This is a genomic window from Prolixibacter sp. DSM 2831, assembly GCF_056493735.1.
In genome coordinates this window covers 1540004-1561026 of sequence record NZ_CM151379.1, presented here as the reverse complement: position 1 = coordinate 1561026, position 21023 = coordinate 1540004, and the positions used below count along the sequence as shown (strand labels likewise).

16 protein-coding genes are annotated in these 21023 nt (G+C 45.6%); 5 read left to right on the top strand and 11 right to left on the bottom strand.

Features of this window, described 5'->3' with window-relative positions; all coding sequences use genetic code 11:
- Nucleotides 1-7: 7 nt before the first annotated feature.
- Genes AC060N_RS06190 through AC060N_RS06155 form a run of 8 tightly spaced genes read right to left on the bottom strand, consistent with a single transcriptional unit; the run spans nt 8 to nt 6467 of the window.
- Entirely contained in the window at nt 8-922 is a 915-nt protein-coding gene (locus AC060N_RS06190) for a respiratory chain complex I subunit 1 family protein (protein WP_479526321.1), read from the bottom strand.
- A complete protein-coding gene (locus AC060N_RS06185; protein ID WP_479526320.1) occupies nt 923-4054 on the bottom strand; it encodes a proton-conducting transporter transmembrane domain-containing protein in 3132 nt (1043 codons plus the stop codon).
- Complete coding sequence (locus tag AC060N_RS06180) at nt 4048-4419, bottom strand: sodium:proton antiporter (protein ID WP_463237213.1); 372 nt, start codon at nt 4417-4419, stop codon at nt 4048-4050. Before AC060N_RS06180 ends, AC060N_RS06185 begins: the two co-directional genes overlap by 7 nt.
- Nucleotides 4420-5124 carry a hydrogen gas-evolving membrane-bound hydrogenase subunit E gene (mbhE, locus tag AC060N_RS06175; RefSeq protein ID WP_463231148.1) on the bottom strand — a complete coding sequence of 235 codons (705 nt, stop codon included), beginning with the start codon at nt 5122-5124 and terminating at the stop codon, nt 4420-4422. It lies immediately after the preceding gene.
- Nucleotides 5111-5362 (bottom strand): Na(+)/H(+) antiporter subunit B, encoded by a 252-nt coding sequence (locus tag AC060N_RS06170; RefSeq protein WP_106542106.1) that lies wholly within the window; start codon nt 5360-5362, stop codon nt 5111-5113. The genes mbhE and AC060N_RS06170 overlap by 14 nt, the downstream gene beginning before the upstream one ends.
- Nucleotides 5359-5718 (bottom strand): monovalent cation/H(+) antiporter subunit G, encoded by a 360-nt coding sequence (mnhG, locus tag AC060N_RS06165; protein WP_479526319.1) that lies wholly within the window; start codon nt 5716-5718, stop codon nt 5359-5361. The genes AC060N_RS06170 and mnhG overlap by 4 nt, the downstream gene beginning before the upstream one ends.
- Before the next feature lies 1 nt (nt 5719).
- Nucleotides 5720-5980, bottom strand: coding sequence for an MrpF/PhaF family protein (locus AC060N_RS06160; RefSeq protein ID WP_153638393.1), 261 nt, complete (start codon nt 5978-5980; stop codon nt 5720-5722).
- Entirely contained in the window at nt 5973-6467 is a 495-nt protein-coding gene (locus AC060N_RS06155; protein ID WP_106542109.1) for a Na+/H+ antiporter subunit E, read from the bottom strand. The genes AC060N_RS06160 and AC060N_RS06155 overlap by 8 nt, the downstream gene beginning before the upstream one ends.
- 203 nt (nt 6468-6670) lie before the next feature.
- Here AC060N_RS06155 and AC060N_RS06150 point away from each other — a divergent pair, with 203 nt between their 5' ends.
- Nucleotides 6671-7366 (top strand): Crp/Fnr family transcriptional regulator, encoded by a 696-nt coding sequence (locus AC060N_RS06150; RefSeq protein ID WP_479526318.1) that lies wholly within the window; start codon nt 6671-6673, stop codon nt 7364-7366.
- Nucleotides 7367-7370: 4 nt separating this feature from the next.
- Here AC060N_RS06150 and AC060N_RS06145 read toward each other — a convergent pair whose 3' ends face one another.
- From AC060N_RS06145 to AC060N_RS06135, 3 genes are all read right to left on the bottom strand, one after another.
- The gene (locus AC060N_RS06145) at nt 7371-11219 is read right to left on the bottom strand and encodes a translocation/assembly module TamB domain-containing protein (RefSeq protein WP_479526317.1); all 3849 of its coding nucleotides are present in this window, start codon (nt 11217-11219) and stop codon (nt 7371-7373) included.
- A 1-nt stretch (nt 11220) separates the two neighbouring features.
- The gene (gene bamA / locus AC060N_RS06140) at nt 11221-13038 is read right to left on the bottom strand and encodes an outer membrane protein assembly factor BamA (protein ID WP_479526316.1); all 1818 of its coding nucleotides are present in this window, start codon (nt 13036-13038) and stop codon (nt 11221-11223) included.
- 235 nt (nt 13039-13273) lie between these two features.
- Nucleotides 13274-14467 (bottom strand): saccharopine dehydrogenase family protein, encoded by a 1194-nt coding sequence (locus AC060N_RS06135; RefSeq protein ID WP_479526315.1) that lies wholly within the window; start codon nt 14465-14467, stop codon nt 13274-13276.
- Nucleotides 14468-14764: 297 nt separating this feature from the next.
- On the opposite strand from AC060N_RS06135, the gene AC060N_RS06130 reads away from it, so the two are divergent.
- The 4 genes from AC060N_RS06130 (at nt 14765) to AC060N_RS06115 (ending at nt 20945) form a co-directional block, all read left to right on the top strand.
- Nucleotides 14765-17962, top strand: coding sequence for a PAS domain S-box protein (locus AC060N_RS06130; RefSeq protein WP_479526989.1), 3198 nt, complete (start codon nt 14765-14767; stop codon nt 17960-17962).
- Between the two features lie 464 nt (nt 17963-18426).
- On the top strand, nt 18427-18882 hold the full coding sequence (locus AC060N_RS06125) for a cold-shock protein (protein WP_153638387.1): 456 nt from the start codon (nt 18427-18429) through the stop codon (nt 18880-18882).
- A gap of 275 nt (nt 18883-19157) precedes the next feature.
- A complete protein-coding gene (locus tag AC060N_RS06120; protein ID WP_479526314.1) occupies nt 19158-20228 on the top strand; it encodes a winged helix DNA-binding domain-containing protein in 1071 nt (356 codons plus the stop codon).
- A 141-nt stretch (nt 20229-20369) separates the two neighbouring features.
- Nucleotides 20370-20945: a DJ-1/PfpI family protein gene (locus AC060N_RS06115; RefSeq protein WP_106542117.1), complete on the top strand. Its 576-nt coding sequence runs from the start codon at nt 20370-20372 to the stop codon at nt 20943-20945.
- The last annotated feature ends 78 nt before the right edge of the window (nt 20946-21023 follow it).

Below are 21023 nucleotides of genomic sequence, written 5' to 3'. Positions count from 1 at the left end.
CTAAGCTTTAAAAGTATTTGACTACCAGGATGGCGGCCACCCCGATTAACAGCGGGATACCCAGGTACCACCGCACCGACTGGTCGACCCGGAAACGCGGGTAAGCGATTCCAACAAATACCGACCACATGTATATGAAGAAGGTTTTGATAATCAGTTCGCCCCAATTGGTAGCGCCACCAAACAGCAGGTTCATGAATAGGATGAGCTTGGCTGCCGGGAAAATAGCCCGGTTGAGCTGCAGGACACCCAGCAATGCTGAATGGTACTCGGTTGGCGGGCCAATCGGAATTTCCTGCGGTGCCAGCACCACGTCGAATGGTGAGCGTCCCATCATTGCCAGGAACGACAGCATCATCGCGATAGCAGCCAGCGGATTGGTAAAGAGCGTCCAGTGAAGGATGCTTCCCTGCTGAGCAGCTACAATTTCATGAATATTCAGGGTATGATACTGAACGGCCAGTGCCAGAACACCCAGTGTCAGCGGAAGCTCCATGGCTGTGGTCTGTGCCAGACCGCGTGAAACGCCCAGTGCCGAATACGGGTGACCGCTTTCGCCTGCTCCCAGTGCCATTCCGAGAACTCCAAAGAACTGAAAGTAGAGCACAAAGGTTAAGTCACCAGCAAACGAGAAGTTATCGAATACCGGCGAGCCGTAGATAACAGGCAGGAACAGCAACAAGCCAATTCCTCCGGTTAACCGGAAAACCGGGCCAATGTAGTACATGATCCCATGGGTAATCCGGGTACGGAATGTATAGTTCTTAATTAAGTCGATGTATGGCTGGTAAAACCGTATGCCATGCCGGCGCCCTACCCTGGCTCCAATCTTGCGAACCACACCGGAAAGAATCAATCCGTAGTTGGTCACAATAAACAGGGTGAGCAGCGCATATAGTATTTTCGTTACAATAGTTCCCATTTAAAAACCTCCAAATGATATTAGGTAGATGATAACGATGAATGCCATAATGTGAACCATATAGGTCTGTCCGTCACCGTTGTAGATTTTCCGGAATTTATCGCCTGCAGCGTGCGCCCATTCGGCAACACCTTCCCACCAGCCGGTGATTTTCGGTTCTACCAGAATACCAAGGGCTTTGCGGTAGTGCGCATAGAAATTATAGGCGTAATGTGAAGTCTCCGGTTTGAACGGACGCTCAGCAGCAAATACGATGTTGAACTGTTTCACTTTCTGTGCTCTTCGGTTGTTGATGATTAGCCAAACCAGGGCGACCAGGAAGATGGTTATCACGATATAGAAGATGACCAAACCATTCCAGTAACCATAAGGACTTACGGCATGCTGGCCGGTCCATTCCAGCGCTCCTACCGGGAAGTATGGCTTGATGATCTTACCAATCGGCTTGAGCAATGAGTTCGGGATAGCTGAGAAGTACAACAATACGCCAATAATCATGTATTGCGGAACCAGCAACCAGAACGGAGCCTCTTTTACTTCACGATGCTCGTCCTTCAACTGACCAAGAAAAACGGTGTGAATTAACCGGAAGACGTAGAGGAAAGCAACAATTCCTGAGAAGAAAATCAGGGCTCCCTGCAGGTACCATTGTTTCATCATGATAGCGTTGTAGAAAATCCACTTTCCGGAGAAACCAGACAACGGTGGCAAACCAGCCAGCACGATGATACCGATGAGTACCGAGAAGAATGAGAACGGCATCCGTTTGATGAGTCCTCCCATGCGGTACATCTCTTTTGTTTTCACGCGCCATACTACCCCACCAATAGCGAGGAAGAGCAACGATTTAAACATGAAGTGAGTCACCGAAATAGAAATGGCTGACAACCATCCCAGGTGCGACATCAGCGACAGGCCGAACAGAATGTAACCGAGTACACCCACACTGGAGTATGCCAGCAAACGCTTGGCATCTTCCTGGAAAGCAGCCATCAGGTTACCCATGACAGCGGTGATGGCTCCGAGCCAACCCAGCAGGTAAATCACGCTAACGTCTCCGCCAATCAACTGATCACCCATGGCCAGGAACAGTGTTACGAGACCGAAAACACCAGCTTTCAGCAGGATGGCTGACACCATCGGAGAAACATCGGTTTCTGCTTCAGCGTGTGCACCCGGCAGCCAGATATGCAATCCAAGCGACGCGGTTTTCGTCATGAAACCAACCGCCAACAGGATAAACACCCAGGTTGGGTAAACCAGCACATGTGACAGCGTACTGATGTCGAGGTTGAACTGACCAACCGAAGCGATGGCAAAACCAGCCAGCATCAGGTAAGCGCCTCCCATCGAGAAGATCATGTAACTCAATGCGTGCGGCATCGATTTCTTACCACGGATAATGAGGAAATATGAACCAACGGTCATCACTTCCCATGCGTAGAAGAATGCAATGGTGGTTTTTGCTTCAATCAGGCCAATCAAACCGGCAAACATCATCAGGGCAAACGGATAAAATCCGCGACGCTGACCTTTGTAAGCATAACCGGCAATCAGGGTAACGATACCTCCTACCATAAAGATGGCTCCGAACACGGCTCCAAAACTGGAAAGTGTTGGGTAGAGGTAATAATAGTAGTAAGCCATGGCCAGAATAGCCAGGGTATTTTTTACATACACCGGAAGGAAGTCAATCAGCACGAATGCCAGAGCAACCGCCAGCGGGATGTAGTTAATCACTTTTGCATAAGGATGAATCGAGCTAACGAAATAGCCAATTACGAAGGTGGCAGCTCCGAAGACAACTACCGGCAATACCTTATTCCATTTCACTTCGAAAGAAGGCAGTTCCGTATTGTCCAGTTTCAGCGCGTATCCCAACCAGCGGAAGAGATAAACACCTTCGAGCAACGAGCCTAGCAGCACGCCAATAATCCAGAAATACTGGTTAGAAGAAGCCAGCTGCAGCATCATGTCCCATTTTCCGAAGAAAGAAGGGAACGGAGGGAAACCAATCAGCGTGAAAACGAACACGCCGAAAAGAATCATCAGCAAGCGATTGTTACGTAATACAGCCCACTCTTTAATTGACGAACGCTTGACAATTCCGGAAATCCAGAACAATCCGGCTTTCGCTAAGAAGTGACTAATCAAAATGCTGTACGCGATGAACGTGGTACGATCACCAAGGAATTCAGAAAGTCCCAGAATGGTTACCAGCAAACCAACTTGTCCGATGGATGAATACCCCAACAAACGATTCGGATTGGTTTGTTTCAGGCCCATCAGGTTGGAACCGATGAAGGTAGCCAGACCAATGCCGGCCAGTACCATATGGAACTGCGGAGTTCCCAGCGGCAACAGTTTGTACATCACGAAGAATGATGCAGTGGCTGTTCCGGCCGAAATCAATGCAGCAATGCCCGAATCGGCACTTTCGTATACATCCAGTCCCCAACCGTTAGCCGGGAAAGGTTTCAGTTCCAGTACAATGGCAATCAGCACAAAGAAGACAGCCACGCCAAATCCTTTCACCGCGAGGGAATGAACGGACAGGAAATCATCAATATTCAGGGTACCGGTAAAATAGTACATGAAAATGATTCCCAGCAACAGGATTCCGGAGATAATTCCGGTGGCCAGCATGTATTTAAAACCGGCGGCGATGGTCTTCAGGTTTTGACTGAAGATAATCAGACCGGCCGTTGCAATGCTGCTGATTTCGAGAAATACAAACAGGTTGAACAGGTCGCGGGTCATGATGATCACGTTCAGACCGAGAATCATCCCCATCAGGGTAACGTAACCGTTCGAACCAATTTTCTTTAACTTATCCCAGAGATAAACCGCTCCGAAAAATCCGGCTACGTTTATCATGGACGTAAACAGTGCTTCCTCTTTTCCCATCAACAGGTTGATGGAGAATGGCGGTTGAAAGCCTGCCGTATAAATATACTCGGCAGCCCTGTCGTACAACCAGAAACCGGCCAGCCATTCGAGGGAAATGAAGGATGCAAAACCGAGCGCCAGCAGTGAGAGGAAGCCAGCCGATGAGTTCATTTTCTTACCAAATAAACCCAGGCCAAACGCAACTCCCAGCAACGTAGCGATGATGTAGATAGGTGCTACCATTTCAAGTCTTTATAATTTTGAATGTTCAACGTTTTCTTTTCGTTATGAAGCTTCATGGCGTAAACCAGCATCAAAGCGGTTACACCCAGGCCAATCACGATCGCTGTCAATACCAGCGCCTGAGGCACCGGGTCGACAATCTTATGTGCGGTATCGGTTTGCAGACCTGGCTGGTTCAGAATCGGAGCGGTTTTGTTTTTCACATAACCGAGCGCCACAATTATAATGTGTGTGCCCGTGTCGAACAGTGAGAAACCAATCACCATCTTCAGGATATTCTTCCGGGTGAGAATGCCCCAGATTCCGATCAGCAGAATCAGGAAACCAACTACCAGACTGATATATTCTATACTAAAGAGTTGCATTTATCCTTCTTTTTGAGATTCTTTCAGATTACGGACAATACCGGTCAGTTCGGAACCAACTTTCAGTCCGATAAGAATGTAGATAATCGGGATGGCGCCGGCACTCAACAGCGTACCGAATTTTCCCATCGCCAGAATATGGTTATCAAGGAATCCGCCGGCCAGCAGAACACCTAACAGGCCGATGAAAACAAAGGAGATTCCCGAAATCGATTCAACCACCGAAATAACTTTGTGGTTGAAATGCTTCTGCGGACGTGACAAAAGCAGGAGCGCAAATGCCGACGCGATGACCGCACCTCCCTGGAAACCTCCACCCGGAGTCAAGTGTCCGTTGATGAAGATGTACACGCCTAAAAGCAGAATCATGGGAACCAGCAACCGTGAAGCCGTCACCAGGATTTCTGTCGATTTGAAGAAAACCGACCGTCTATCTTTGGTATAGGTTTCCGAAGCCTTCAGAAAAAGGCCGATAACCGCAGAGGCCAGAAACAGGATGGTAACCTCACCCAGCGTATCGAAACCACGATAGGTAACTACCACAGCCGAAACCAGGTTTGCTGCTCCAACCTCTTCTTTTCCGTAGTTGGCATAATGCTCAGCAACACCGGTCAACGCATCTTTCGCTTCGTACGAGTGCAGAAGTGGAAAAATCGCTGCGGCAAATCCGAGCAATACCAGCAGTATTAAACTATTCCTGAGCATTATTTCGTCTTATTTTATTATACACATAGAAGAAAATGAGGGTCGTCAAACCACTTCCAATCGACGCTTCCGTCAACGCCACATCAGGAGCAGCCAGCAACACGTACAGCACCGATGCAAACAGACTGGTAACACCTGCCGCAATGATGGCTGTTTTCAGGTCCTTATTATACACCGCGATAACAGCGGCAACCAGCATAATAATTCCCAGTACAATGGCTATAATCAGATAAATCATTGGGCGTTGTTTACAGGTTCAACTTCTTTGTTTTCGATGTCCTCTGCCAAACGGTCAACCGTTGTTTTATCCGAAAGCGGGACTCCGTAGCGGTAAGCATTGCGCGCCAACACGTGCGATGAAACCGGGTTGGAGATACCTACAAACAGCATCAGGATGACCAGTTTTCCGACCCATCCGGGGAAAATGAAAATTAATCCCAGCAGGGTGAGGACAGTTCCGAAGGTTGACGCTTTGGTTCCCGTTTGGATGCGATTGTATAAATCGGGCATCCTGACCAGACCGAGCGCTCCAAGGAATAGAGCAATCGAGCCCATCAGGGTAATCACGGCGCCAATTATTTTCAGTATTTCCATATCACAAACTTTTTTCAAGGAATTTTGCCACAACAATCACCCCGATAAAACTCAGTAAGCCGTAAACTACAGCCACATCAAGGTAGATAAGCCGGTTGGCGAAATAGGATATCAGGGCAATCAGCCCGATGGACGCAATGGTCATTACATCAAAGGCAATCACGCGATCGGCGGTATTGGGACCTTTGATGAAACGGTAGAGCGAAAGCAGTACCGAAAGCAGGATCAGTACCACGCTGATAGTAAGAATTGTGTTAACCATAAATCACCTCCAGGTATTTTTCGAATTTCTGAACGATCTCTTTCGTAGCTGCCTCAACATCCTTATCTTGTACATCGATCCAGTGGATGTAGAGGTACTTCTTCTCGATGGCCAGAGTAAAGGTACCAGGCGTAAGTGTGATGGAATTGGCCAGAATCATCCGGGCCATTTTTGATTTCAGTTTGGTCTTTACCTTCACAATCCCGGGGTTGATGGGAAGCTTTGGAGAAATCACCCGGCGGGTAACATCCAGGTTCGCTTTCACCAACTCAAACGCAAAAACGAAGAGATAAATGAAGGTGTAAAGAAACGCTTTGGGGGTAAGCCGCATATCGGCAAACACGTCACAACGCGCGCAGAAAAACATCGGAATAATCAACGAAACGATTAAACCGGTGACGATAATGGGCGTCGTAAAAGTGCCGTTCAGCAACAACCAAAATCCAAACAGAATCACGAAAGAAATTCCTATGTTCTTAACATTCATTGGTTTGTTGTTTTATTTAATAACCTAAATATCTTGATGTAATAATACCTACATATATGGATGCTTATAGGAAATCGAATATGACATTCAGAAAGTCAAAAAACCAAACATACATATGTTGAAATAGCCTTGTGTACATCTGTAAATAGATGTATGTTTACGCGCGAATTATCACATGAAACGGAGTAATTGTAAGGAGCTGAATGATTGACAATAGCACAAAAACATCATGCCTTTTATGCCAGAATAAATCAGCCTGTTTTGAAAAATTATCGGAAGAAGAGTTGCTTTCGGTAGATGAAAGAAGGGTTGAATTGCACTACCGCAAAGGGGAAGTTATCGCTAAACAGGGCTCGTTTGTCACCCATATATTGTTCCTAAAAAAGGGACTCACTAAAATCTATCGCGAAATCGACAAAGACAACAACCTCATTCTGAACTTCTATCCGAGTGGCAAACTGATGGGGCTTTCGTCATTGTACATGAACAGTATTCTGCAGTTCTCGATTGCAGCAGTGGAAGATTCAGTGATTTGTGCCATGGACATCCATATTTTTGAGAAGTTCGTGCGCCAAAACGGGCAATTTGCAGCTTCCATCATTCATGGCATCAACCAGCATTTTGCTCACCGTACCGAAAAATTGGTATCGTTGACACAGAAACAGATGAACGGTCGTCTGGCTGAAGCATTTCTGTTTTTCGCCGATCAGCTGTACAGAAGTGATTCGTTTCATCTCTCGCTTACGCGGAAAGATATCGCTGAATTTACAGGAATGTCCGTAATGAGTGTGGTACGGGGAATCAAGGACTTTAAGGAGAACGGAATTCTCGAAGACAACAACGGCGACATCACCTTGCTGAAACGCGACATGCTGGAAAAAATCAGTCAGACCGGTTAATCCGCTATTTCCACGACTTTTTAATAATTAAATCGAAACCCGAGTTGGTCGTCTGGTTGGTTGCCTGCAGGTACAACCAGCGCAGAATTTGGTATTCCAGGGTAATCTTCTCCGGAGCTATGATTTTGGTCTTCTTATCGAGAGCAAAAGTCCGCTGATATCCCAGGTACAGGTTCTTGGTAATGTATTTTCCAACGGTAACGCTGCTCGACGACCAGTCCTCGCCTCCGGAAATCTCCAGCACATCGAGGTTGAGTGTCGACTGCAGCGCATCTTTCAACACCGACGACACCTGTCCGAGCGCCAAATTCTTTGCTACACCGGATGCACTGTTCACGCTCGAATTCTGCGCTGAAGTAAGTTGATTGGAAGAACGTCCAAACAGAATATACGACAGGGCATCCTGTTCGGTAATTTGCTGACCATCGAGACGAAACTCAAAGTTTGGTTCAAGCGCTCTTCCGGTTATGTGCAGGGTAATTTTCCTCAGCTGCTTCTCGACATCGCGGAAGGAATAGGCAATGGTAAAATCAACCATCGGGTTAATTTCATCGCTTCCCGTAAAGGTTAAGCTGCCTGATTCAAAATCGAATCGTTTGCCATACATCTTATAAAACCCACGCTGCACATTCAATGTACCGAAAAGATCAACCGGTTTTCCTTCCTTCACTGCACGTAAATCTCCTTTCAGCTCAAAGTTCATGTCCTTGCCTTTGATCCAGAAGTTTCCGGGAATGCGAACCGTAAAAGTTCCACTCAGTTGACGATAAAAATCAACTGACTGGAAAGCTGAAATCGTATCATTTACAGTCACCTGTTTCTTACCTGTTGTATCAGTTGCGGACGCATCGTTTATGGCCTGCACTAACAACGGCGGATTTGGATCGTTCGATTTTACCGCCATCCTGGCTCGCAGGGCATCTGCATTCAAATGTGCCTCTTCAACAGTCAGATTTCCCGAGAATTTGGGCTGCCGCGGAGTTCCCTCCAAAAGCATATTTGTATTGATAACCGCATCCAGCAAGTCGGAATTGGCCACAGTAAAATTTCTTCCACTGATATTCAGATGAATGAATTCCGGCTCAGCACTCAACTGCGATTTCAGCTTCATATAACCGTGCATTCCCAGGTATCCCTTCCCGGATCTCATCCCAAGGGTATCGATAGAAAACCGGTTTCCCTGAAGTCCGCTTCGTAGTGTGATATTTCGATAGCTCAATCCATACTCTTTGTCGTCAAATTGCCCGTTGTCCAGATATACGTGCCCACCGATTTTGACATCGTCGATGGTATTCGAGAGCTGCACATTGGCCGAAAACAGTCCGCCCACTTTCATGCCCTGTTGAGCAATAAACCGGTTAAAACGGGCTAATTCCAAACTATCTATCCGTAAATAACCATGTACCGGTTCGGTTTTCCGAAGCAGGTAAATGCTGTCAGCAAATGAAAGATGTAATGGAAGGTCCAACTCCGCAGTCAGGAGAGAATCCTTTTCACCCAACACACCTAACTGCAATTTCATCCTCTCATCCCGGAAATTCACGTCAGCTGCAATCTGTTTCAGACTGATGGTGTCGAGCGCAGGCTTCTGTATATCCAGAAACCCCTGTATTTCCGGTTTAGTGCCACTACCAGTCAACCGGATTCCGGACGAAACAATTCCTTTTAAGTTTTCAGGAACTCCTTTGAAAGGAGGAATTTGCGACAAATCGACATTATCGAGAGACAGGTTTAAATCTTCATTACCATGAAAAGCGAAACGGCCATCCAGAGCGACTTTTTGCTTCGCCGACGCCAATTCCAGGTTCCTCACCACAATGGAATCACCCGACGGAATAACCGAAGTCGAATCGCTTCCACCGTTCCATTCCGAGTGGATCAAATTCAAATGGAGTCGTTTCAAATCAATCCGGAGAGCATCTTTAAAAAATACGTTTGCAGCCAGATTTGCCTTCAGTGAATCATTCATCACCAAATCAACCTGATTGTCCAGGCATCCATCTTTGAATTGGGTCTTCAGCCCCAACGACTGCATAGCGATGCCGTTGATATCCATTGAACCTGCCTGCAAATTGGCTTCCCCTCGGTAAAGACTATCCTGAAGTAATGCCTGAATTTTTCCGGTAACGGAGCCCACTGTAATAGAATCATAACGGAGATGTTGCAAATCGATGTTTCCGGCAAGCCGGAGCGAATCAGCCGGGCCGGTTACTCTTCCCGAAATCTTACCCGTCATTTTCGATGGCGGCAATCCGAGTGGTTTGGCCAGACTATTAATATCACGAGCCTGAACAGTTAATGAAAAATCGTTGCCCGAGTGAATGTTCCCCTTCCCTCTCGCAAACAGATGAAAGGCCGGAACCTCGAAGAGCAGACTATCCAATCGGTAATCGCCTGCATCGTAACGCATCCGGGTATGGAAATCCGTCACCTGTTGCCCCAGCAGAATCGTATTGTTTGAGCGTATTTCTGCCTGTGCTTTCAAATCATTCAGTTTCATTCCCGAGCCCTTCAACCGAAGATCCAGATTCACATCTGACTTCAATGAATTTTTCGGCAGGAAATCGGCCAGATCCACATGCCTCAACCGGGCGTTGATTTGATAAGCAGGATGGGTAAACAACTGTTCAAGGTGAGCTGTACTCTCCATCTTTCCAAGCCATGCATCCGCATTCAGACGGGCGTCTACATTCCCGGCTCGTTTGTCCAGGTTCACTGAGAAATTTTTCACGGTATAACCGGAATAGCGGGCATCATTCAATTGTCCATCCAGCTTGACACGATTGGTTTTCAGGTCAAAGCCATCACCATCAACGGCAAATCGTCCGGAAATCAATGAGGTTAAAGCGCTATCTCCCGTCCAGGTTGCTGCATTGATACTGTCGATGTTTAAGTGAAAATTATATTGCGGATTCGTGCGCAAATCTTTGAACCATCCCTCAAGGGCAAGGCGCTGTTGTGCCTCGTGAACCTCGAGTTTCATCTGGTTTTGCTGCATACCTCCTTTCAGCGAAAGCTGAATATTAGGTTTGCCGTAAAGTGGTTGTTTAATGAAAGGTTGCAAATCGGCCAAATCGAGGGGCTGAAAAGCCAGCTGCAAATCAGCTAAATTGAGTGAATCGAGCGGCAGTATTCCGTTACTGGTCATCTGCGAACGCGCAGTTTGAAAGCGCAGATCGCTCCACTTCAACCGACGTTTCATCATCTCCAGCTTTCCCGTCAGGCTGTCGATAACTGCATCTGGTTGTTGCGTTTGCAGGTGAAACTGCTTTAGATTTAGCATCAGGTCTTCCGGTTCGAACCGGAAAGATAATGCTAAGCTGAGTGCCAATTTGCGCGGAATAATCGCGGCGGTATCAATCGGGACGACCGTTCCCAGAAAGTCTTTCAGACGAAAGTCGGATATGTTGAACTTCCAACTACTTCGTTTTTTGGATGTCGAATCCGGCTGCACTTTTGTGGTATCCGCCGGAAGAATGTACTCCAGGTTCCAGGTCGAGTCTTTTTCCTGGACAGCAAAAACACGAAGTTGTTCCAGCCCAACATAGTCAACGTTCACGTTTTTTCTAAGGACAGATGCCAGAGAATATTTTACTTCCAGCTTTTGAAAAGCCAACAATGTTGTATCATTCCGCGAAAGCGAGAAATTCTTCAGGTAAAAATCACCCAACAGGTTTCCCCGGATGGAATCGAGTTTCACTTCAGCATGCATCATCTCACTCCCTTTCGACGATACGACGGATGCCAGCCATTGATTCAGCATCCCGGTACGGAGCATCAACAGCACAGCGAGAATCAGAATGATGATTCCGCCAACCAGCCAGCTTACTATTTTGATGATTCTCCTTACCATACTAAAATGCCTGTCCGATAGAAATGAAAAACTGCGTTCGAAACTTATTCTCAAACACCGGTGTCGCTAAATCCAACCGAATCGGGCCGATAGGCGTCTTCACCCGAACTCCCAACCCAACATCATATTTAAGACGTTCCAAGTTGTAGTTAAATGCTTTGGGCCAGACATTTCCAAAATCCATGAAAGCGGCTCCTCCAAAAATTTCGTATACCGGGAAACGAACTTCAGCGCTTCCTTCCAGCACACTGTTACCACCGATGGGCACCCCGTTCTCGTTTACCGGTGAAACCTGATTCCGGCCCCAACCTCTCAGTGAGTTCGCACCTCCAAGCAAAAAACGGTCTTCCAACGGACTTTGCCTGTCTCCCTTTATCGGTCGAATGACACCGGCCCGCAACCGGGCCGCAAAAACCCAATTCACGTTGAACGGAATATAGTGCCGGACGTCTGATTCTACTTTGATGTAGTGATATTTCGACTGAAAACCAACGCCCATGTACGTCACGTACGTGTCAAGCTTCCAGCCGTCGGTCGGATCGAAAACGTCGTTGGTTGTATTTCGGCTAACACCTACGGTGATTCCTGATTTATTGTGAATCGAATCCTGCGGATTGACCGTTGAATCGATTGCTGCCGCAGCTTTATTGGTCAGCCGGTCTTTTTCGAGCGAATACATCAAATAGCCGGCAGTACCGGAAGAAAATGTTTGCTGAAATGTGACGCCGGTTCCCAGTCGGTCGACTTCGAAACCGGTTTCATTCTCCCGGATATAAAACGGGTTCAGGATAAAATCGAGATTATCGCGAAAAATATCAGGCTGAATGAACTTAGTGTCAAAACTGAACGGGAGAAAATGAGAGTGCTTCCCATTGAAAATCAATCGCCGGGCACCACCCAGAAAATGTAAACGGGTAACTTCAGCCGATACCCGAACGCGGTCTTCTGTACCATATCCCACACCAGCCTGCAACGACCAACGCGGCTTTTCCTTCAGATAAACAGTAATCGGAATATTATCGCCCTGAATGCTATCGGTCTGTGCGCGCACAACCACATAGCTAAACAACTCGGTATTGAAAAGCTTTTGTTGTGTTAGCTGTAGCTGCTTTTGCGAAAAGCGGTCTCCCGGAGAAAACCGGAGTTTGTTACGGATAAACTTCACCGGAACCAAAGAATCACCATTAAAGGTTACTTTACCGAACCACGCTTTTGGGCCCGGCTTTACCTGAAACTGCAAATCGACTGAATGTGCCGAAGTATCGACCTGAATATCACGTTTGACATTCACCAGTGGAAAACCTTTATTGGTATAAGCACTGGTCAGTTTGTCTTCTGACTGATAAACATCTTGATCGACAAAGCGTTTTCCCACCTTCACCGGGAACTTCTTCTTTGCCTCGTTTACAATCGTTGAATCCAGGCGTAACGTGTCATCGTGTATATTTATCCGGTTAACGAGGTAAGGTCTTCCCTCTTTGATATGAATCAAAACAGAAATTCGTCTGCCCACGCGGTTTGAATCGAGGGAATAATGAATCGCCGGATGCAAAAAACCATTCCGCTGATAGTAGCTTTTCAACCGATCGATATCGTTGTCCAACGTATATTTAGAGAAAGTCGGACCCGGCTTCCAGAATTGTAACTTATCGAGAAATGTAGGGCTTTCCGTATTCATCTGTCCGGCGAGGTCTTCGTCGCTCAACGTGGCATTTCCTTCGAATACCACCTTCTTAATCACCGGTTTCTTTTGAGCGAATGACTCAAACGGCAAGAGAAGAATAAACGCCAATAAAATAATCCTGAAGACTCCCGGCATATAAGTGATTTTGATCGATTTCGAAAGAGTGAACCAATCGCTGAAGTGAAGACAGTGAAACACTGCTGTAATCACCCATTTTAAACGGTTGAAACACTAATTTAGTTCAAAAAGTGCCAATCAGGAAATGGGCTTGAGAAGACTTGCGGAAAAATGAATGATGGAGTCAAAACCAGCACAAAAAAAGAGCCGCCTCAAAATGAGACAGCTCCTTGTTCGTATTATCGTCGAATTTTTACAACTCCAAATCAACGTTATACAACTCATTCCATGGTAACCCATGTTGGTTCAGTTCTTCCAGGAACGGATCCGGATCGAATTGCTCAACGTTGTAGACGCCGGGCTTTTTCCATTTTTCCTGCATAAACATCATCGCGCCAATCATCGCCGGAACACCCGTGGTATAACTAACAGCCTGCATCCCAGTTTCCTTGTAAGCTGCTTCGTGGCTACAATTATTGTAAATGTAATAAGTCTGCTCCTTGCCGTCTTTCAATCCGCGGATGCGACAACCGATGGAGGTTTCTCCATGGTAGTTTTCACCCAAATCACCCGGATCGGGCAATACAGCTTTCAGGAACTGAATCGGGACAATCTCCTTCCCTTCGTACATGATGGGCTCAATACCAGCCATACCGATATTCTGAATCACCCTCAGGTGAGTCAGGTATTCCTGTCCAAAGGTCATCCAGAAGCGAGCCCGTTTGATGGTCGGGAAATTTTTCACCAACGATTCCAGCTCTTCATGGTAAATCAAATAGGATTCTTTCGGGCCAATATTCGGATAATTCAACGGCTTATGAATTTCGTGTGGTTCGGTCAACTGCCAATCGTCATTCTCCCAGTATTTTCCTTTCTGGGTCACCTCACGAATATTGATTTCGGGATTGAAATTAGTAGCAAACGCTTTCCCGTGATCGCCGGCGTTACAATCGACAATGTCGAGATACTGGATTTCATCGAACACGTTTTTAGCCGCATGCGCAGTGAAGATACTCGTCACACCCGGATCGAAACCGCATCCCAAAATAGCAGTCAGTCCCGCTTCCTTGAAACGATCGTGATAAGCCCACTGCCATTTATACTCGAATTTGGCTTCATCCTTTGGCTCATAATTGGCGGTATCGAGATAGGAAACACCCGTTTCGAGACAGGCATCCATGATCGTCAAATCCTGGTAAGGAAGAGCGACGTTTACCACCAAATCGGGCTGAAACGAACGAATCAGTTTCACCAGTTGCGGTACACTGTCAGCATCCACCTGAGCCGTTTGGATCCGGTTTCCACCAATTTTTTCAGCAATCGCATCACATTTAGATTTGGTGCGGCTTGCCAGCATAATTTCCGAAAATACCTTTGGAAGTCCGGCCATTTTGTGAGCAACCACTGTTCCTACACCTCCGGCACCAATGATCAACACTTTACCCATCAAAAATATCTGTTTATTCAGGTTCAACAATTCTAAAACAGCGCAAAGTACGCATTTTTTCAAGGCAAAAAGATAGGGAATTAAAAACAAGAATGAAACCGTAATAATTGGAACATCGACAGAAAATTGAATAAACAAAGAAAGGCAACTGTCACGATTATTACCAGACAGTTACAATTTGTTAAATAGTCACTGAATTTTAATCAGTTGAAATATCATATAATCGAAAAAGTTACGTTGTAATGAAACATACCCTTTGAAGTTAGTACGTAATTTATGGATGTAGGTGTGAGCAAAATGTTAGAAGAATGGAAAAATTTCCTGGATCATTCCCGTGACCCTGAGTTCCTGTTAACCAGTCGCGGAGAGTTGGTCTATTGCTCTCCGTCTGCCTTTCAAATTGCGAATCTACGTTCGTTTGATTTACCGGCAACGGCCGACAACTGGCTGCAACTTATCCATCGTTCAGAGCGTGAAATCTTGCTATCGAAAGTTAAAAGCGCTTTTGAGACTACTTATGTTCCCATTCCGAAAACTATAACAATCACCAACTCCAAAGGGGACACCGAGAAATATTTTGCTGTTTCCCAGCTCATCTCATCAGCCGATGCTGATATGAATTTGCTGCGGGTCACCTTGCGGGAAGATAAAACCCGGCAAAACCAATCGGATGAAAAGCAAGAACTGCTGGATAAAATTATCGAACTGGTCAACGGCGACACTTCCCTCGACAGAAAATTAAATGAATTTCTCCGCCTGACGTGTCCTCAACCGAATATCAAAAATCTCTTCATATACTTTAATCGAAAGGATACTGACACCCCGGTTTATACCTGCGCGTCGGAAAAAGAGCAGTTTCAGATTGTGACAGAGCAAAACAGAGCGTTCATCAATATCTGGAACGAGTTGCTATATCACCTGGAGCCGGCAAAAGACAAACTCCATGTCCAACGCCAGGAATTGCCGGAAAACATTGCTTCCAGGTTAAAGGACAAGGGGATTGACGAACTTTACATTTTCCCTATTGTACCACAAAACAACGTGGCTGCCTACCTGGGGATTATACCGGATAAATCGCTCACTTTCGAAGAATCACTTTGGGAAGAAATCAGTCGCGTGCTTTCACTAGCGTGGTTAATAGACAACAAGCGGAAGCGACTTATTCATTATAAAGAGAAACTGGATTGGCTGCTGGACACTTCCGGACAGTGGTATTGGGAATTCAATCCGTCTAAATCAAAGTTTGTCATCGACAGGCACTGGATGATAAAGTGCGGTTATACACAGAATCATTGGCCGAAAGAAGAGTTTATCCGCTATGTCCATCCCAACGACCGCGATGCATTCGTCAGTCAGTTGGACGTTGCTTCCGAAACCCGGAACCAGGTTTTCGAAACCGAGTTCCGCTTTCAAAAATCGAACGGAGAATACCAGGCAATTTCCTGCAAGGGGAAAACCATGTTCAGTCACCACTCGGGTCGCCCCCGGATTGTGGGCGTATTAAACGAAGTTATTCCGTTGGAAACTATACAGGAACGCTTTGAGCAGGTTTTTCAACTCAGTCCATCCTATATGGTCATAACACAAATGGCCACCGGGACTATCGTCGATGTCAACCAACGCTTTCTCGACCTTATTAGGAAAAAGAAAGAGGAAATAGTGGGTACCGACTTTTTTAAACTGGGATTCATTTCGAAGGAAACCCGCGAAAATATTCGGGAAAAACTACTGCGAGAGAAAAAGGTTATCAATGAAGAGATTACCATCGAAGTTGGAGAGCAAAAAAGATTTGGGTTGTATAGTGCTTCAATCTTCATGAGCGATGGAGAAATGCTGGTACTTTCTTCTGTCCAGGACTTTACCGAACAAAAAAACACGAGCAATGAACTCAAACAACACCGGGAAAACCTGAATGAATTAATACAACACAGAACCGTTGAACTGAACAAAAGCAAACTTTATTACGAAACGCTCATACAGGAGATGACTGACTACATTTGTCACTCTCTCCCCGATACTACGATACTGTTTGTCAACGATGCCTATTGCCGGTACCTCGGTCAGCGCCGGGAAAACCTGATAGGAAAACGGTGGATCAACTTTATCCCAGATGCTTCACAGGATTACATCCATGAACAAATCAGAATAATTACAGAAACCCAAAAGGTCCACACATTCGAAATCAATGTACCGGCAAGGAATGGGAAACCGGAAACCTGGGTGCAGTGGATCAACGTCCCGATTCGGAATGAGAATGGTGAAATCACCGAGATTCAGTCCAGTGGTCGTGACATCACCAACATCAAACTGATACAAGCCGAATTAAATGAAGCCAAAGAGAAAGCTGAAGCATCTGGAAGGCTCAAATCAGCATTTCTGGCCAACATCTCGCATGAAATCCGCACGCCGATGAATGTGATCCTCGGCTTCACCAATCTACTTATAGACAACGATCTGAACGAAGAGGAACGCGAAGAATTTGCGGGTCACATCACCAATAATGCCAACTTATTGCTCCGAGTGCTGGACAACATCCTGGAAATTTCACGAATAGAAGCCGGATCTACCGCAATTGAGAAAGCTCCGTGCGATATCAATAAAATGCTGGAAAATCTTTGCCAGGAATATGAAAACCTGGCGCAACCGGGCGTAAAAATATATAACCGTCCGGCACTCAAAGGCCCTTTCTCGTACATGACCGACAAAAGACGAATGAAGCAGTTGCTCACTAATTTAATGGATAACGCGGTCAAATTTACCAGTGAAGGTCATATCGAATGTGGATACAAACTACATCCAAGTAATCATAATTTCGACGAAATAGAGTTTTACATTAAAGATACCGGGATAGGTGTCCCTCCCGACATGATTCCTGTAATCTTTGAACCATTTCGGCAAGCCGACGACGGCCTTAGCAGGCAATTTGGAGGGACCGGACTGGGACTATCCATCGCTAAGAAATTAGCTGAGCTATTGGGCGGAACCATGAATGTCGATTCTGTTCCGGGCAATCAAACAATTTTTTCCGTTACTTTTCCGTTTCAACCTTCCAATCAGGAAACAACAAAAAAGATGATACATAATACTGCCGACAATAAGTATCACTTTGTGCCCGACTGGCAACAGCACAAAGTATTAATTGTGGAAGATGTGGAGTCGAATTACCAATACATTTACAGTGTTCTTGGTAAAACCGGAATCCAAATTGTCTGGGCTTCTGATGGCAAAGAAGCAATTGAATATTACAAACAGAATCCGGATATCGACATGATTCTGATGGACATCAAACTTCCGATTATGAACGGTCTTGATGCAACGCAAAAGCTTAAAAGACTAAATCCCGACATACCGGTGATTGCCGTTACAGCCTATGCCATGGCCGAGGACAAGGAGAAGTGCCTGGAAGCCGGTTGCGATGATTTCATTGTCAAGCCCGTCAACCGCTTTGAATTGTTGGCCAAGATTGAAAATCACTTCGAATCTCTGGAATCATAACCGGCGTTTGCAGTGTTGAAAACCTAAAAATAATCAAATAAAGAGTTGACCTAAACCAAAACAAGACAACCTAAAGGCATCCGAATGGCGTGGTATACTCAAAGCTTTTGATCGAGGAAAAAGTGCTTTATTTCAAAAACACTGAAAATAAACGTTATATTTGCACTGATTCTGATTTGAGATTAAGCGCACATATACTAATTCCACTTTCGCATTAGTTATTCACTGCTCTTTTTAAGATCCCGTTTCGGTACCGTTTTGCACGATCCAGCAGTAGCCTGCTGGAGACCGATCAATTTAACGAACCGAATTTCAGTAATCAACATACATCTGATGATTCCGTGTAACGGAAAAGACTTGTGAAACAAAGTCAGCTTTTACAATCGGAATACAACTAACCGAATTATTCGGCATTACGAAAGGAAAATACAAACAGTCAGGTATATTATCAATTAAATTTATTTATGGGTAGATCACAAGAAACTTTCAACAAAAAAGAAGTACGAAACAAAAAAGAGAAGAAGAGAAAAGAGAAAGAAGCACGTAGGCAAGCCAGAAAAGACAATGACAAGAAAAGCAGCCTCGACGATATGATTGCTTACGTTGATGAAAACGGTATGATTACGGATACCCCTCCGGATCCGGACAAGAAAACCAAGACAAAAGCCGAAGACATTGAGATCAGCATTCCTAAGAAAGAGGAAATGGAACAGCTCGATCCGATCAGGAAAGGAAAAGTGACCTATTACAACGATTCCAAAGGTTATGGTTTTATCAGGGATACCGAAACACAGGAGAGTGTATTTGTCCATGTAAACAATGCACTGGACGAGATCAATGAAGGCAGCAAAGTTACCTTCGAAGTAGAACCTGGCCCTAAAGGTCCGGTTGCCGTCAGGGTAAAATTGCTCGATCAGTAATTTACCGTAGCACGCGTTAGTTGGAACAAAGCACTATGGCTGGTTCACTGACTGTTTCCCGGCAAATAACTTCGTTTCTGACAACAGGAGACAACAAAACAACTTCAAAAAATAAGCCGTCACCCGAAAGACAATTCGTACCAGGTGACGGCATTTTTTTTCGCTAAACCTGACTGTTCCCGGTTTGCCAAATTACAAAGCCCACTTATTTCAGTCGAAAGCGAACTTTCCGTAAATTTCCTCGTAATATTTTTCACGATTGGAAACGTTGTTCAATGGAAAAACAAGAGATTGCTGCGGCCCGACTAAAAAATCAACAAATCACTTCACCAACTGAGACATCTCCCTCTGAGATAGTGAAATGGCTTGGAGCCATCCAGGCACAGGATCTGCCCATGGCATTATGGGCTATCGGGCTAAGAACATTTGATTCAACTCATGATTCGGTACGAGAAGCATTCAACAAAGGAGAAATAATCCGCACTCACCTGATGCGTCCAACCTGGCATTGCGTTTCAGCTGACGACATATACTGGATGCTTGAGTTGACCGGTCCTCAAATAAAAACAGCACTCAATGGACGCCACAAATCTTTAGGCATAACCGATGGAGTGCTGAAGAAAGCGAAGAACATCTTCATCAAACATCTGGAGAAAAACGGCCCGTCGTCCCGCACCGAACTGGTGTCTCTGCTGGAGAATGCAGGCATTCCGAACGAAGATAACCGTGCAGCACACCTCCTGATCCATGCTGAGCTGGATGCAATTATCTGCAGCGGTCCCCTGAAAGGTAACAAGCAAACCTATTCTTTGCTGGAAGAAAGGGTTCCCAATAAAAAGAGACTTTCGTACGAAGAAGCTTTATCAGAACTTGCCATTAGATATTTTACCAGCCACGGCCCGGCAACGTTGGATGATTTCGTTTGGTGGTCAGGATTGAAAAAGAACCAGGCAAGTCTCGCACTTGAATTGAGTAAAGGCCAATTACATTCAGCAACAATCCATTCGAAGGATTACTGGTTTTCCCAAAATCAGACGTTTTCCCAACCCGACAACGAATCTGTTTTTCTCCTTCCTGCATTCGATGAATTCATTATCAGCTATCGCGACCGAAGTGCCGTCATCCCTTCAGAACATTATAAAAAGGCCATTTCCCGAAACGGCTTATTCTGGCCTGTGATTGTAGTAAACGGACAAGTGGAAGGTTTATGGAAAAGGACGATTAAGAGAAACAGCATCGACATCGCAACCGATTTCTTTCAGCCAGTCAACCAATTTGTTATGTCACAAACAGAGAAACATAAACTAGCTTTAGCTGATTTTATCGGAAAAGAAATGAACAGCTAAACGATTTTTTTACACTACCCATCTTAAAATTCAAGAAGCTGAAAAACTTTATTTATAAAGGAGTTGTTTTTTCATCAGGAGACCTGCCTACCCCCACGCTGACCGAAAATTAACATTCAGTACTAATTAAAATTCAACGAGATGAAGAAAATTCTTTTTTTAACCGGTGATTTCGCAGAGGATTACGAAACCATGGTCCCTTTCCAAATGCTAGTCATGGTAGGATATGAAGTTCACGCTGTTTGCCCCGGCAAGAAAAAGGGCGAAACGGTTAAAACAGCCATCCACGATTTCGAAGGCGACCAAACCTATTCAGAGAAACCCGGACACAATTTCGCCCTGAATTACAGTTTCAAAGATGTTAAGGCTGAACAGTACGATGGATTGGTAATTGCCGGAGGAAGAGCCCCGGAATACCTGCGCTTGAATAAAGATCTGCTGGAAGTTGTGAAGCATTTCTTTACCACTGACAAACCCGTAGCTGCCATCTGCCACGGAGCTCAGATTTTAACAGCTGCCAATGTTGTAAAAGGAAGAAAGCTGACTTGCTATCCGGCCGTTGGCCCCGAAGTAAATCTGGCAGGGGGAGAATACCAGGACATCCCGGTAACCGATGCTTACGTCGATGGTAATCTGGTCACATCGCCGGCATGGCCCGGTCACCCGGCATTCATCCGCGAGTTTTTGAAAGTAATGGGCGCGAAGATTGAAATCTAAACCGCTCAACATAATAAATTTGAGAGGAGACCGGTGAGATTAGGTGGTTCTTGCCGGTCTTGTCATTCCCCGGAAATA